Genomic DNA, 14,035 nt, shown 5'->3' on the forward strand with positions numbered 1-14,035 from the left:
CACAAGAGCGCGTACACGAGTGAGGGGGAGGGCCCGGGAGCCCTCCCCCTCACTCGTGTCCTACAGCTTCTCGACCGGCGCGTACCGCAGGAGCAGCTTCTTCGGGCGCTCGTCGCCGAAGTCGACCGTCGCCTTGGCCTGGTCGCCGTGGCCCTCGACGGCCGTCACCGTGCCCAGGCCGAACTGGTCGTGCGTGACCCGGTCCCCGACGGCCAGGGACACCGTCGGCTTGTCCGAGGAGCGCCGGGTCGCGAAGCCCGAGGGGCCGGAGCGGGACCGGGAGGAGGACAGGGAGGACGTGATGCCGGAGGTGGGCCCGGCGGGGGCGGCCATCGGGCCCTTCCGCTTCCACTCCAGGTGCGCTTCCGGGATCTCCTCCAGGAACCGCGACGGCGGGTTGTACGAGGGCTGGCCCCAGGCGCTGCGCATGGCGGCCCGGGTCAGATAGAGCCGTTCGCGGGCGCGGGTGATGCCGACGTACGCGAGGCGGCGCTCCTCCTCCAGCTCCTTGGTCTGGCCGAGGGCCCGCATGTGCGGGAAGACGCCGTCCTCCAGGCCGGTGAGGAAGACGACCGGGAACTCCAGGCCCTTCGCCGTGTGCAGGGTCATGAGCGTGATGACGCCGGAGCCGTCCTCGTCCTCGTCGGGGATCTGGTCGGAGTCGGCGACGAGCGCGACCTTCTCCAGGAACTCCGCGAGCGTGCCCGCGCCCTCCTCCTCGCCGCGCTCCTGCTCGAATTCGAGGGCGACGGCGGCGAGCTCCTGGAGGTTCTCGATGCGGGTCTCGTCCTGCGGGTCGGTGGAGGCCTGGAGCTCGGCGAGATAGCCCGTGCGCTCCAGGACGGCTTCCAGCACGACGGCGGGTCCGGCGCCGGACTCGACGATCGTGCGCAGCTCCTCCATCAGCGTGTTGAAGCGCTTGACGGCGTTGGAGGAGCGGGCGGCCATGCCGTACGCCTCGTCGACGCGGCGCAGCGCCTGCGGGAAGGAGATCTTCTCGCGCATCGACAGGGCGTCGATCATCGCTTCGGCGCGGTCGCCGATGCCGCGCTTGGGGACGTTGAGGATGCGGCGGAGCGGAACGGTGTCCTCGGGGTTGGCGAGGACCCTCAGGTACGCCAGGACGTCCCGGACCTCCTTGCGCTCGTAGAAGCGCACACCGCCGACGACCTTGTAGGGCAGGCCCACGCGGATGAAGATCTCTTCGAAGACACGGGACTGGGCGTTGGTGCGGTAGAAGACGGCGACGTCGCCCGCCTTGGCGTCGCCCTTGTCCGTCAGCCGGTCAATCTCGTCGGCGACGAACTGCGCCTCGTCGTGCTCGGTGTCGGCGACATAGCCCGTGATGCGGGCACCGGATCCGGCGTTGGTCCACAGGTTCTTCGGGCGGCGGCTCTCGTTGCGCTCGATGACGGCGTTGGCGGCGGAGAGGATCGTCTGCGTGGAGCGGTAGTTCTGCTCCAGCAGGATCGTCGTCGCGCTCGGGTAGTCCTCCTCGAACTGGAGGATGTTGCGGATGGTCGCGCCCCGGAAGGCGTAGATCGACTGGTCCGCGTCACCGACCACGCACAGCTCGGCGGGGGCGTCGTTCTCCCCGGCCGGGCCGACCAGCTCACGGACCAGCGTGTACTGGGCGTGGTTGGTGTCCTGGTACTCGTCGACCAGGACGTGGCGGAAGCGGCGGCGGTAGTGCTCGGCGACGTCCGGGAAGGCCTGGAGGAGGTGGACCGTCGTCATGATGATGTCGTCGAAGTCCAGGGCGTTGGCCTCGCGGAGGCGGGCCTGGTAGAGCGCGTACGCCTGGGCCAGGGTCTTCTCGAAGCCATCGGCTGCCTGTCCGGCGAAGGTCTCCTCGTCGATGAGCTCGTTCTTGAGGTTGGAGACCTTGGCGGTGAAGGACTTCGGCGGGTAGCGCTTGGGGTCGAGGTCCAGATCGCGGCAGACCAGGGCCATCAGGCGCTTGGAGTCGGCGGCGTCGTAGATCGAGAACGACGAGGTGAAGCCGAGCTTCTTCGACTCGCGGCGCAGGATGCGGACGCACGCGCTGTGGAAGGTCATGACCCACATGGCGTTGGCACGCGGGCCCACGAGTTGCTCGACGCGCTCCTTCATCTCGCCGGCGGCCTTGTTGGTGAAGGTGATCGCGAGGATCTGCCCGGGGTGCGTGCCTCGCTCGGCCAGCAGGTGGGCGATGCGGTGGGTGAGCACCCGGGTCTTGCCGGAGCCGGCCCCGGCGACGATGAGCAGCGGGGACCCGGCGTGCACGACGGCGGCGCGCTGCTCGGTGTTGAGCCCGTCGAGCAGCGCGGCGGAGTCGATCGCCGGGCGCGGGTGACCGTCCCGGTAGTACCCGTCCCGGGGCGGCGGGGGCGCGTCGTAGACGCCCTCGAAGAGTCCCTCCGGCACCGCTTCGGGCGCGTGGTCCTCGGGGGGCGGCGGGGGGCCGTCCTCCGCGGGCTGGAGGCCGGTCAGGAAGTTGTCGTCAAAGAGGCTGCTCATCGCCTCCCGAGTCTAGGCGGCCGGACTGACAACGTTCGGCCGAAGGCCGGAAGGGACGGTTCCCACCCGTACGCACGGAGAGCGGACGTCCACGTTCCGTGAAGGAGCGCCCGGTCGGAGGGGGTGTCGGACCCCCGATCCGGAAAGGTCACGAAAATGTATCGGGCATATCGCTCATCGTCCTTCCCAGTGGCGCCACCGGTTGGCTAGCGTGCTCGGTCAGGTGATCCGTACCTCCCTGAGGCGAACCGCGCCTAACGGACACCTCTGCCGAATCCGGCCTGCCGTCCCGGCAGTTCGGAACCGGGGACCCACACGCAGAACCGGGGTGAATCGGCCCGTGCCCTCGCATGCGGACCGTAGGACAGCCTTCCGTTCCGTCCGAACCCGACAGCTAACCCGGTAGGCGGTCCACGGAAGGAGATGCCGGTCTTGGCATCGCATCGCAAGCCGCGCACGAAGGTGCGCACGACCACCCCCGCCGTCGGGCTGACGACGGCCGCGCTGGCCTCCGTGACGTTGCTCTCCACGCAGAGCGCCACGGCCGCGCCCGCGGAGCCGAAGCCCGCCATCGAGGACGTACAGAAGAAGGTCGACGCCCTGTACCGGCAGGCGGGCACGGCGACCCAGGAGTACAACCGGGCCAAGTCCGCCTCCACGTCGCAGCAGAAGAAGGTCGACGGCCTGCTCGCGGACGTGGCGAAGCGGACCGAGAAGATCAACGAGGCGCGCCGCGCGCTGGGCTCCTACGCGGCGGCCCAGTACCGCAGCGGCGGTATCGCGCCCACAGCGACGTTCTTCTTCGCGGACGACCCGCAGGGGTACTTCGACCAGAGCCGGCTGATGGACCGGGCGACGGAACGGCAGCAGAAGGCCGTGAACGACTTCCGTACGCAGCAGGCCTCGGCGGCGAAGAAGCGCGCGGAGGCCGTGAAGAGCCTGGAGACCCTGACCGAGACGCAGGCCACGCTCGCCTCCAGCAAGAAGGACGTCCAGGCCAAGCTGACCGAGGCGCGGGGGCTGCTGTCCCGCCTTACCGCCGAGGAGAAGGCGCGGCTGGCGGAGCTGGAGCGCAAGAAGGAGGCCGAGGCGAAGGAGAAGGCGGCGAAGCTGGCCGCCCGCCAGGCCGCCGAGGCGAAGGCGAAGGCCGAGGCCGAGGAGAAGGCCCGCGAGGAGGCCGCGAAGGAGTCCGGCGGCGGTTCGGGGTCGGGATCGGGCGGCGGTACGGGAACGGGTTCCGGGTCCGGCTCCGGTACGGGCAGCAGCTACGCCGCCAAGGCGGAGAAGGTGCTGGCCTTCGCCCGCGCCCAGATCGGGAAGCCGTACGTGTGGGGGGGCGACGGGCCCCTCCAGCTACGACTGCTCGGGGCTGACGCAGGCGGCCTGGCGGGAGGCGGGCGTGACCCTGCCGCGGACCACCTGGGACCAGGTCGAGGTCGGCACGCGGGTCGCCACGTCCGACCTCCAGCCCGGGGACCTGGTCTTCTTCTACGACGACATCAGCCACGTCGGCATCTACAAGGGCGACGGGATGATGATCCACGCCCCGAAGCCCGGTGCGAACGTGCGCGAGGAGTCGATCTACTACATGCCGATCTACGGGAGCGTCCGCCCGGCGTGAGACGGGGCGGGGGCGGCCGGAGACGGTCCGGGCCCCGAAGACCGGGTCCGGCCTCAGGTCCAGACCGTGGCGAGGAAGATGTTGACGGTCGTCAGGGCGCCGACGGTGATGAACGCACCCTTGTCGACCTTCTCCTCGTCGCGCTTGACGTAGACCAGGGCGAGGATCACGACCAGCAGGGCCAGCTTGATGCCGATCTTGACGTTGTTCACGGCCTGGTCGTCGGCCTGGTTGAGGCCGACCAGGGCCACGCCGGTGACCAGCATGGTCAGCGCGCCGTGCAGCATCGCGGGGGTGAACCGGGCGGTCCCCGACCCCATGGCCTTCATCTGCGTCAGGAAGCCGCCCAGCAGGGAGGCGATGCCGATGATGTGCAGGGCGACGAAGACATTGATGAGTACGTCCATGGCTCGGGAGCCTAGCCATGGCCAGATCTTTACCTTTCAGTGAGGCAAGCCTTCCTCGATCGCTTTGATCATCCGTGACCGGCGAAACGTCACATCAGGGCAATAGCTGTCATGGCGACCCTTTTCTCCGCGCCGGGATTAGCGTCCATCCCGGACCCCGCCGCCACCCCCGGCGGGCAGCCGAGAGGAAGGAAGCCGCCCCCGTGGCAGCGCACCGCAGGTCAGCTCATCGAAAACCCAAGCAGCGCCCGCTCACCGGCCCTGCTGCCCGCACCGCCGCCACCCTGGCGCTCGCCGGGGCCGCCACCGCCGGCTCCGTCACCGGGGCGGGCGCGGCCCCGGCCGAACCGGCCCCCACCGCGGCACAGGTCAAGGCGAAGGTCGACCGGCTGTACCACGACGCCGAGGTCGCCACCGAGAAGTACAACGGGGCGAAGGAGAAGGCGGATGCCGCCACCCGCAACCTCGACGCCCTGACCGACGAGGCCGCCCGCCGCACCGACCGCCTCAACACGGCCCGGCACGCGCTCGGTTCGCTGGCCACCGCGCAGTACCGTTCCGGCACCCTGGATCCGACCCTGCAACTGGCGCTCTCCTCCGACCCCGACGCCTATCTGCAACGCGCCTCCTACCTCGACCGGGCGGGCGACCGGCAGACCGGGCTGCTGCGGAACATCAAACGGCAGGTCTCCCGGATCGCCCAGGTCAAGGCCCTCGCCGACGAGGAGACCGACCGCCTCACCGCCCGCCGTGCCGAGCTGCGCGAACACCGCACCGCGATCCGCGCCAAGCTGGCCGACGCCCGGAAGCTGCTGGACACCCTGACCGCCGCCGAGCGCGCCGACTTCGAACGCTCCGCCGACGCCCGGCACGGCGGCGGCCCGGACCGTGCCGACCGCTCCACCGCCCGCGGCGGCCAGGTGTCGGCGACCGACTCCCGCGCCGGGCAGGCCATCGCCTTCGCCCACGGCGCGATCGGCAAGCCGTACGTCTGGGGCGCGACCGGCCCGAACGCCTTCGACTGCTCCGGCCTCACCCAGGCGGCCTGGAAGGCGGCGGGCGTGAGCCTGCCCCGCACCACCTACACCCAGATCAACGCCGGACAACGCGTCCCGCGCTCCCAACTGGCCCCCGGCGACCTGGTGTTCTTCTACTCCGGGATCAGCCATGTCGGCCTCTACATCGGCGGCGGCCAGATGATCCACGCCCCGCGCCCCGGAGCACCGGTGCGCATCGCGCCGATCGACCAGATGCCGTTCGCGGGCGCGACCCGGGTGGCGTGACCTCGGGCCCCCGGCACCGGCACCGCACCCGGCCTCAGACCAGCCGTCGCCCCCGGGCCTCAGACCAGCCGTCGCGCCGTCGCCCAGCGGGTCAGTTCGTGCCGGTTGGAGAGCTGGAGCTTCCGCAGCACCGCCGAGACGTGCGACTCGACCGTCTTCACCGAGATGAACAGCTGCTTGGCGATCTCCTTGTACGCGTAACCGCGGGCGATCAGCCGCAGCACCTCGCGCTCGCGCTGGGTGAGGCGGTCCAGGTCCTCGTCGACCGGCGGGGCGTCCGTGGAGGCGAAGGCGTCGAGGACGAAGCCGGCCAGGCGGGGCGAGAAGACCGCGTCGCCCTCCTGGACCCGGAAGACGGAGTCGACGAGGTCGGTGCCGGTGATCGTCTTGGTGACGTAGCCGCGCGCACCGCCCCGGATCACGCCGATGACGTCCTCCGCGGCGTCCGACACGGAGAGCGCGAGGAAGCGGACGGGGTTCTCCGCCGTGCCCATCAGAGGGGCGCAACGGCGGAGCACCTCGACGCCGCCGCCGCCCGGGAGGTGGACGTCGAGGAGGACGACCTCGGGGCGGGTCGCGGTGATGACGGTGACCGCCTGGTCGACGTCGGCGGCCTCGCCGACCACCTCGACGCCGGTCTCCTCGGTGCGGCCGATCTCGGCCTGCACCCCGGTGCGGAACATCCGGTGGTCGTCGACGAGCACGACCCGTACCCGTCGCTCCGGGCCCCCGGTGGCTTCGGTGTTCTCGGTCATTCGCTCGCCCTCTCCATCTCCAACTCGACCTCGGTGCCCCCGCCGGGCACCGAACGCAGCCGGGCGGTCCCGCCGTTGCGCTGCATCCGGCCGATGATTGATTCTCGTACGCCCATGCGGTCCCCGGGAACCTCGTCCAGGTCGAAACCCGGACCCCGGTCCCGTACGGACACGAAGACCGTACGGCCCTCGACCTCCGCGAAGACCTGGACCGCCCCGCCCTCGCCACCGTACTTGGCGGCGTTCACCATCGCCTCGCGCGCGGCCTGCATCTGCGCGGACAGCTTCTCGTCGAGGGGGCAGTCGCCGACCACGACGACTTCCAGGGGCACGCCGTGCTTGTCCTCGACCTCGGCGGCGGCCCGTTTGACCGCCTCGGCCAGGGTCTCCGGTTCGTCGTCCTCGTCCTTGCCGGTGCCCTCGGGGTTGTAGAGCCAGTTGCGCAGCTCGCGTTCCTGGGCGCGGGCGAGGCGTCTGACCTCGCCCGCGTCGTCCGCGTTGCGCTGGATCAGGGTGAGGGTGTGGAGCACGGAGTCGTGGACGTGGGCGGCGACCTCGGCCCGCTCCTGGGCCCGGATGCGCATCAGGCGCTCCTCGGAGAGGTCCTGGGTCATCCGCACGAGGTAGGGGCCGGCGAGCAGGGCGATACCGGTCAGCACGGCGATGGCTGCGGTGAGGACGTTGCCGAACTGGGCGGCGGAGCCCCGGACGACGAGGAAGACCGCGAGGCCGAGGCCGACGAGGGCGACTCCGGCGAGGCCGCGGGCCACGTGGAGCAGCCTGCGGTTGCGGCTGACCTCCATCCAGCGGGCGCGGCGCGCGTTGTCCGCCTGCCGCCAGACCAGGACGGAGCCGGCGCCGATGAGCAGGGTGGGCCAGATGTAGCGGTCGGCCTCGCTGCCCATGTCGACGTTGGCGACGAACACGACGGCCCCGACGAGCAGGGCGACCAGGGCGACGAACTGGCCCTTGTCCGGCTTGCGGAGCTTGCGGCGGCCGTCCGCGGAGACCTCGAACACGGAGCGCGGGGCGTCGACACCGCCGACACCGAGCGGGACGACGATCCAGAACACCGCGTACAGCACCGCGCCGAGGCCGTCGGTGAAGAACAGCCCGAGGAAGAGGAACCGCACCCAGGCGACCGGCAGTCCGAGGTGTCCGGCGAGCCCGCGCGCGACGCCGCCGAGCAGCCGGCCGTCGGCGCTGCGGTAGAGCTTGCGCACCGGCGGCTCCTCCGGGTCGGCGGCGAGGGAGCTGGCGGCTCGGGCGGTGGCGGCTGGCATACCCCGATCGTCACACGCGCGGACGCGGGGCGGCATCAGGGTCAGCCCCCGAAGTGACCCTGATGCTGTCCCCCGGGTGCGGCCCGGTGCCGGCACCTCTGCCCCTCCGCCCGGCGTGTGCGCCCCCGCGCTCGGGCGGCGCACCCGGGTGGCAGCCGGGGCGCGGAGTCCGGTCGGCCCCGTCGCGGCCGTATCCGGTCGGCCGCCCCGCCCTTCAGGGACGTACGCGGGCAATATCAGGGACCGTCCAGGGTCGGGGCGGGTCCCGGCGGGCGGTCCGGCCCGTCACCATGGAGGCATGACCGCTCCCTCCAACGCCGATCCCGGCGTCGCGCCCCCCGAAGCGCCGAAGCCGACGCTGCGGCGCACCCCACGGCAGAAGGTCGTCGCCGGGGTGTGCGGCGGGCTCGGCCGGTACTGCGACGTGGACCCGGTGATCTTCCGGATCGTGGTCGGCGTGCTGTCGGTGACCGGGGGCATCGGGCTGATCTTCTACGGCTTCGCCTGGCTGCTGCTGCCCGCCGACGGCGAGGACGAGAACGAGGCGCGCAAGCTGCTGTCGGGGCGGGTCGACGGGGCGTCCCTGGTGGCGCTGCTGCTGGCGCTGATCGGCTGCGGCCTCTTCCTGTCGATGCTGCACAACCGGGGCATGCTGTCGTTCGCCGCGCTGCTGACGGTGGCCGTCGTCGGCTTCGCCGTGTGGACGCAGTCCCGGCGGACGGCGGCCCCGGAGGACCCGGCGGCCCCGCCCGGCACCCCGGCCGCCCCTCCGGGCCCGGCGCACACCGGCGGGCTCGGCACGCCCCCGCCGGAGGTGAAGGCCCCGCCGACGCCGGGCAGTCCGTCGTGGTGGCGGGACCCGATCGTCAAGGACGGCACCACCGGACCGGTCGGCTCCGGCTATCTGTGGGGGCCGCCGGACACCGACGCGGACGCGGCGCGGGCCGGGGCGAAGGCCGGGCGGCCCACTCCGGACGCCCCGTTCCGGACGCCGCAGCCCTCGCCCGAGCCGCGCGGACCGCGCTCCATCGGCGGCCCGGTCTTCCTGACGGCGCTGGTGGCGGGTGGTCTGGGGACCGGGCTGAGCTGGGAGCACCAGCCGCTGGGAACCGCCCTCCAGATCGGTCTGGTCGCGGCTCTCGCCGTCTTCGGACTCGGCCTGCTGATCGCGTCGCTGCTGGGGCGGACCGGCTTCGGCACGGTCTTCATGGCGATGGTCACGGCGGGTCTGCTGGCGGGCGCGACGGCGCTGCCGGAGGACATCGACACCTCGTGGGCCCGCCAGGAGTGGCGGCCCGCGTCGGTGACCGCCGTCCAGCCGCGCTACGAGCTGAGCACGGGCGACGCCCGGCTGGACCTGTCCGGCCTGAAGGTGCCCAAGGGCGAGACCGTGCGCACGGAGTTCGACGTGGCGGCGGGGCGGGCGGCCGTCGTCGTCCCGGCGGACGTGACGGTGAAGGTGCGCGCCGAGGTGGGCCTCGGAGAGGTCCGTCTGGAGGAGGGGCAGCGGGTCCAGGTCCGGATCAACAACGGCGAGTCGACCGAGCGCACGCTGCCGCCGCCGAAGGGCACGAAGCCCGCCGGGACGGTCGAACTGGACGTGGAAGTCGGCATCGGACAGGTGGAGGTCACCCGTGCTGCGTCATGAATTCCGGCCCGGCAGGGCCGTCGCCGGTCTGGTGATGCTGGGCCTGGCCGCCGGGTACGCGGCGGACGCGGCCGGGGCCTGGGAGGTCCCGTGGACGTTCTTCCTGCCGCTGTTCTTCGGCGGGCTGTGGCTGGCCGCGACGGTGACCTGGGCCGCCTACATGCTGCGGCGGCGACGCGCGGCGAGGAAGGCGTCGGCGGAGAACAGCGGGGCGCCGGCGAGCACGAGCGGCAGCCACGCCATCAGGTAGGGCAGGTCGTTGCCGTAGTAGTACGGGGTGGCCTGCCAGCTCACGGTCAGCCAGAGGCTCAGCGAGATCAGCGCGCCGCCGAGCGCCGCGAGCCGGGCCCAGAGGCCGACGAGGGTGCCGAGGCCGACGAGGAGTTCGCCGGTCGCGATGGCGTAACCGAAGCCCTCGGGGCTCTTCAGGGCCAGGTCGACGAGGGCGGGGATCGCGGAGGAGTCGCGCACGCCGCGCATCATCTCGCCGATGGACCCGTTGCCGGTCGCGGACAGGAACGCGCTGTCGGTGAGCTTGTCGAGGCCCGCGTAGACGAAGGTGACACCGAGGAAGATCCGCAGCGGCAGCAGGGCGTACGTGCTCGCCTGGTCCCTCAGCGTCCTGCGCTCGCCCAGCCCGTACGAACCCCGCTCGCCGTAACCGTTCATGACCGCTGCCCCACTTCCCGATGTCCCGTCACTTCGACCATACGTACGCCTTCGGCGCGCCGCTCACCAGGGTTGCGGGGCAGATCGGTGAAAGCGGGCGGCGGTCAGTCGGTGACGTCGATCGGGATCCGGTCGGTCTCCACCCCGGCGGCGGTGACGACCTGGACGTCCACGGTTCCCGGCTCGACCTCGACCGGGACGGGCACGGTGAGGACGGTGTCGGTGGGGTTGGCGAAGCCTCCGGCGACCGGGACCAGCGGGACGTGGACGTGGACGGTCCCTATCCGGACGACGAGCCGGGCCAGCCGGTCGGGAGTGCCCGCGCCGGGCGGTACGAAGCCCGCGCCCCGGATCTCGATGTCGTCGCCGGTCCGGATCGCGCCGTCCAGGTCCCCGGCCTCCCGGGCCCGTACGACGGACAGCACGACGGGCCGGCCGCCCTCCGCGTACTTCCCGGCGAAGTAGGTCGCCGCCGAGACGGCCACCAGCAGTGCGAGCCCCCACGGCAGATCGGGCAGCTGCTCGGGGCGGCGGGCGAGGCGGACCCCGGCGAACAGTACGGCGACGGCGCTGACCAGCACGTACTGCACATCGGTGAACGACCCGCGCCCGGAGTCGTCGGTGAGCAGGTCGGCTGCGCGCGGCCGGTCCGCGCGCAGCTTCTGGAGCCGCTGGCCCAGCACCCGTACGGTCACGACGCGGCGCACGACGACGGCGACCGCGCACACCAGCGCCAGCACGGCGACGACCCCGGCGGAGCGCACGAGGTCGAGCCCCTCGATCAGCGCGTCCCGCGCCTCCGGGTCGGAGGCCCCGGCCAGTTGCAGGGCGAGGACGAGCACGGCGAAGACCGCGAGCAGCACCCAGGAGGCGGCGACCGTCCGGGAGGTGGAGAGCCGGTTGTCCTCACCGATCAGCGGGGCGAGGAGGCCGCCCCGGGCACGGTGGAGGCGGGCGGCGGCGGTGAGCAGCCCGGCCGTGACGGCGGCGGCGAGCAGGGCGGCGGTGCGGGCCGTGGACCAGCCGGCCCCGATCGCGGTGACGCAGACCCCGACGAGGAGCACCCCGGCCGCACCCCAGACGGTGAGCAGGGTGGACCGCCAGACCTGGTACAGCCAGGCGTCCCCGGCCTCCCGGGCCCGTTCGGCGACGGCTCGGGCGGACCCGGTCAGCTCGTCGGAGACCCACTGCCGGGAGGCGGATGCGGACTGGGCGACCCCGGCGGGCAGCCCGTTGCCCGCCGCGAGTTCGTCCCGCTTGGCGAGGAACGCGGCGACCGCGTGCCGGTGCCCGCGACGCGCCCCGTGCGGGCAGTCGCCGCAGGTACAGCCGCCGTCGGACGTGCCGCTCGTCCTGGTTTCGTCCAACGCCACGGAGGATTACGCCCTTTCCCGCCCCGGTAAAGCCAACTCACTTGCGATATCGACGAATTGTGCCGTACCGGGCGGGCGGCCCTCGCATCGGGGCGGGCCGGGGCGGGTGTCGTCAGAACGTTCGACTGATCCGCTGCCACAGGGGCTGGTAGTTGATCCAGGCCACCAGGTCGCTGCCGAGGTGGTCGCGGGTGGTGAGGGCGTCCCGGTGCGAGATGAGGACGGGCTTCCCGGCGGCCCGCGCCAGCAGCTGCACCTGGCAGGCGCGTTCCAGCGTGAGGAACCACCAGGCGGCCGCGTCCACCGAGTCCCCCACGGTCAGCAGCCCGTGGTTGCGCAGGATCACCGCCTTGTACGTCCCGAGTGCGGCGGCGATCCGTCGGCCCTCGTCCTCGTCCACGACGACCCCGGAGTAGTGGTCGTACAGCGCGTGGTCCTCGTAGAACGCGCAGGATTCCTGGGTGATCGGCTCGATCGGCTCCCCGAGCGCGGCGAGCGCCCGCCCGTGCGTGGAGTGGGTGTGCGCGACGGCAACGGTGTCGGGGCGGGCCCGGTGCACCGCCGCGTGCACGGCGAACGCGGCCTGGTTGACGTGGAAGCGGCCCTGGACGACCTGGCCGTCGCCGTTGACGAGGATCAGGTCCTGCGGGGTGATGTCGGCGAAGGGCGCGCCGAACGGGTTGACCCAGAAGCAGTCCGCCAGCTCGGGGTCGCGGGCGCTGATGTGCCCGGAGACCCCGTCCTCGTACCCGAGCTGTCCGAACAGCCGCAACGCGCCCGCCAGCCGTTCCCTGCGGTACGTGCGTTCCTCGGCCGGCGAGGCGTGCACGGGCGGCATCGCGAACTGGAGCTGCTCGACGGGGACCGGGACGGGGTCGGACACGGCGATCTGCTCGGACATGGCGGCTCCTCACGTTCCCAGAGGCGTACAGGATCGGAAGTTACCGCCGGGTGGGGTCGGTGAGAAGGGGTGGAGCCCGGGTCAGGCGCTCAGCACCAGATAGGCGAGGGTGAAGGAGGAGCGGTAGCCGCCGTAGTAGCCGGTGCGACGGGCGTCGATCTCGGCGGTCACCGCGGCGTGGAGCGGATGGTCCGGGTTGGCCAGGGCCCAGCGCTGGCCGCGTCCGATCGGGCCCTCGGACTCGAAGAGGTCCCATTCGCGCTCGTCGGCGACGGTGACCTGGAGAGCACGCAGCCCGGCGGACTCGGCGAGCCGGATCAGCTCCAGCAGCGAGCCGTAGTCTCCCGGTGCGGCGCCCAGCCCCTCCAGCGCGGCGGGCGTCGGCTCCCGCTGCCAGATCCCCTCGCCGAACAGCACCCGCCCGGCGGGGCGTACGGCGGCGGCGAGGGCGTGGAGGGCGTTTCCGGTCGACTCCCGGGCGGTGGCACCGGGCCAGGCGTGCGAGGAGCCGATGGAGACGGCGAGGTCGTAGCCGCCCCCGGCCCACTCGGCCGCGGGCGTCGGGTGGAACCGCACCCGGTCCGCGAGCCCCCGCTCCCCGGCGAGCCTCCGCCCGCGCGCCACGGCGTCCGGGTCGGTCTCGACGCCGTCCCCGGTGGCCCGCGGCGCGGACTCGACGAGCCGCATGAGCAGTTCGCCCCAGCCGGAGCCGAGATCGACGATCCGGGAACCGGGGGCGGGCTCGCAGGCGGCGATCAGCCGGGCCGCGTGGTCCTCGGAGAGCGGGGTGTTCCAGATGAGGCGGTCGTTGCCGGCGGCGGACATGATGGCGCGGACTTCTTCGGCGGACATGGTGGAGGAGCCTGGCACGGGCGGGGAGGCCCGTGCCAGGGAATTACCGGCGGCCCCGGCGGTGGATCTCGCTGAGGTCCACGTCGATCGGGAAGGGAACGGAAAGGTTCATCTTCTGGTGGTGGATTCCGGTGGGCGTGTAGGTGTGCGTCGCCGGGTCGAGCTCGTAGACGTACACGACGGGCAGATCGTCGTCGCCCTGCTCGACCCGCCAGAAGTGCTTGACCCCGGCCTCGGCGTACTTGCGCGGTTTGACGCCCCGGTCGCGCTCCAGGGAATCGGGGGACACGACCTCGACGGCGAGGACGACGTCCTCCGGCGCGTACCAGGTCTGGTCCGGCCCGGTGTCCGCCTCCGCGCGGTACACCAGCAGGTCGGGCTCCGGGCGGTTGCTGGTGTCCAGCCTGATGGTCATCTCCCGGTCGACGTCCAGATCCGCGGGAACGTGGGCGAGAAGGGCGGATTCCAGCAGCCACATGGCTCGCGTGTGGAACTTCCGCTGCGGACTCATGAAGACGAGACTCCCGTCGATCAGCTCGGTGTGGGGCGGGAGGCCCGGAATCCGGTCGAGGTCGTCCGCCGTCCAGCCGCCCTCGGGCGGAACCGGCCACCGGTTCGGCTCCTGCTCAAGCCTGTCCTCGGGTGCGGCGCTCATAGTTACTCCCATACGCCGAAGTCTCGTCTCTTCACTCAGCGTACCCATCCGATACGACAATGCCGCCGCCCAGACGAATGAGCGACGGC

Annotated in this window: 12 protein-coding genes, 1 pseudogene and 1 riboswitch; of the genes and pseudogenes, 4 read left to right on the forward strand and 9 right to left on the reverse strand. The window is 72.2% G+C overall.

Annotation, left to right across the window (positions count from 1 at the left end):
- Positions 1-60: 60 nt before the first annotated feature.
- Positions 61-2,499: a DNA helicase PcrA gene (pcrA, locus tag IE140_RS03640; RefSeq protein ID WP_006126983.1), complete on the reverse strand. Its 2,439-nt coding sequence runs from the start codon at positions 2,497-2,499 to the stop codon at positions 61-63.
- Positions 2,500-2,757: 258 nt separating this feature from the next.
- Positions 2,758-2,924: riboswitch (cyclic di-AMP (ydaO/yuaA leader) on the forward strand.
- A gap of 7 nt (positions 2,925-2,931) precedes the next feature.
- On the opposite strand from pcrA, the pseudogene IE140_RS03645 reads away from it, so the two are divergent.
- Positions 2,932-4,120, forward strand: a pseudogene (locus tag IE140_RS03645) (C40 family peptidase).
- A 53-nt stretch (positions 4,121-4,173) separates the two neighbouring features.
- Here the strand turns inward: IE140_RS03645 and IE140_RS03650 are convergent.
- Positions 4,174-4,527, reverse strand: coding sequence for a hypothetical protein (locus IE140_RS03650; RefSeq protein ID WP_150197331.1), 354 nt, complete (start codon positions 4,525-4,527; stop codon positions 4,174-4,176).
- A gap of 203 nt (positions 4,528-4,730) precedes the next feature.
- Here IE140_RS03650 and IE140_RS03655 point away from each other — a divergent pair, with 203 nt between their 5' ends.
- Complete coding sequence (locus IE140_RS03655; protein WP_150197333.1) at positions 4,731-5,810, forward strand: C40 family peptidase; 1,080 nt, start codon at positions 4,731-4,733, stop codon at positions 5,808-5,810.
- Between the two features lie 59 nt (positions 5,811-5,869).
- Here IE140_RS03655 and IE140_RS03660 read toward each other — a convergent pair whose 3' ends face one another.
- Together IE140_RS03660 and IE140_RS03665 are read right to left on the reverse strand one after the other, a co-directional pair.
- Positions 5,870-6,565: a LuxR C-terminal-related transcriptional regulator gene (locus IE140_RS03660; RefSeq protein WP_006126978.1), complete on the reverse strand. Its 696-nt coding sequence runs from the start codon at positions 6,563-6,565 to the stop codon at positions 5,870-5,872.
- Positions 6,562-7,848 (reverse strand): PspC domain-containing protein, encoded by a 1,287-nt coding sequence (locus tag IE140_RS03665; protein WP_093443182.1) that lies wholly within the window; start codon positions 7,846-7,848, stop codon positions 6,562-6,564. The genes IE140_RS03660 and IE140_RS03665 overlap by 4 nt, the downstream gene beginning before the upstream one ends.
- Positions 7,849-8,146: 298 nt before the next feature.
- Here IE140_RS03665 and IE140_RS03670 point away from each other — a divergent pair, with 298 nt between their 5' ends.
- Both IE140_RS03670 and IE140_RS03675 read left to right on the forward strand, forming a co-directional pair.
- A complete protein-coding gene (locus IE140_RS03670; RefSeq protein WP_109179830.1) occupies positions 8,147-9,496 on the forward strand; it encodes a PspC domain-containing protein in 1,350 nt (449 codons plus the stop codon).
- A complete protein-coding gene (locus IE140_RS03675) occupies positions 9,483-9,746 on the forward strand; it encodes a hypothetical protein (RefSeq protein ID WP_078614327.1) in 264 nt (87 codons plus the stop codon). Before IE140_RS03670 ends, IE140_RS03675 begins: the two co-directional genes overlap by 14 nt.
- Here the strand turns inward: IE140_RS03675 and IE140_RS03680 are convergent.
- The 5 genes from IE140_RS03680 to IE140_RS03700 form a co-directional block, all read right to left on the reverse strand.
- Entirely contained in the window at positions 9,653-10,165 is a 513-nt protein-coding gene (locus tag IE140_RS03680; protein ID WP_150197335.1) for a DoxX family protein, read from the reverse strand. The two genes, IE140_RS03675 and IE140_RS03680, sit on opposite strands and share 94 nt — an antisense overlap.
- A gap of 104 nt (positions 10,166-10,269) precedes the next feature.
- Positions 10,270-11,538: a hypothetical protein gene (locus IE140_RS03685; protein WP_150197337.1), complete on the reverse strand. Its 1,269-nt coding sequence runs from the start codon at positions 11,536-11,538 to the stop codon at positions 10,270-10,272.
- A 112-nt stretch (positions 11,539-11,650) separates the two neighbouring features.
- A complete protein-coding gene (locus IE140_RS03690; protein ID WP_093443176.1) occupies positions 11,651-12,439 on the reverse strand; it encodes a class II aldolase/adducin family protein in 789 nt (262 codons plus the stop codon).
- Between the two features lie 81 nt (positions 12,440-12,520).
- Positions 12,521-13,291, reverse strand: coding sequence for an SAM-dependent methyltransferase (locus tag IE140_RS03695; RefSeq protein ID WP_150197601.1), 771 nt, complete (start codon positions 13,289-13,291; stop codon positions 12,521-12,523).
- Between the two features lie 43 nt (positions 13,292-13,334).
- A complete protein-coding gene (locus IE140_RS03700) occupies positions 13,335-13,946 on the reverse strand; it encodes a Uma2 family endonuclease (protein ID WP_030709048.1) in 612 nt (203 codons plus the stop codon).
- Positions 13,947-14,035 lie beyond the last annotated feature (89 nt).

Origin of the sequence: Streptomyces parvus (genome assembly GCF_014648875.1) — a bacterium.
GTDB classification, from domain to species: domain Bacteria; phylum Actinomycetota; class Actinomycetes; order Streptomycetales; family Streptomycetaceae; genus Streptomyces; species Streptomyces parvus.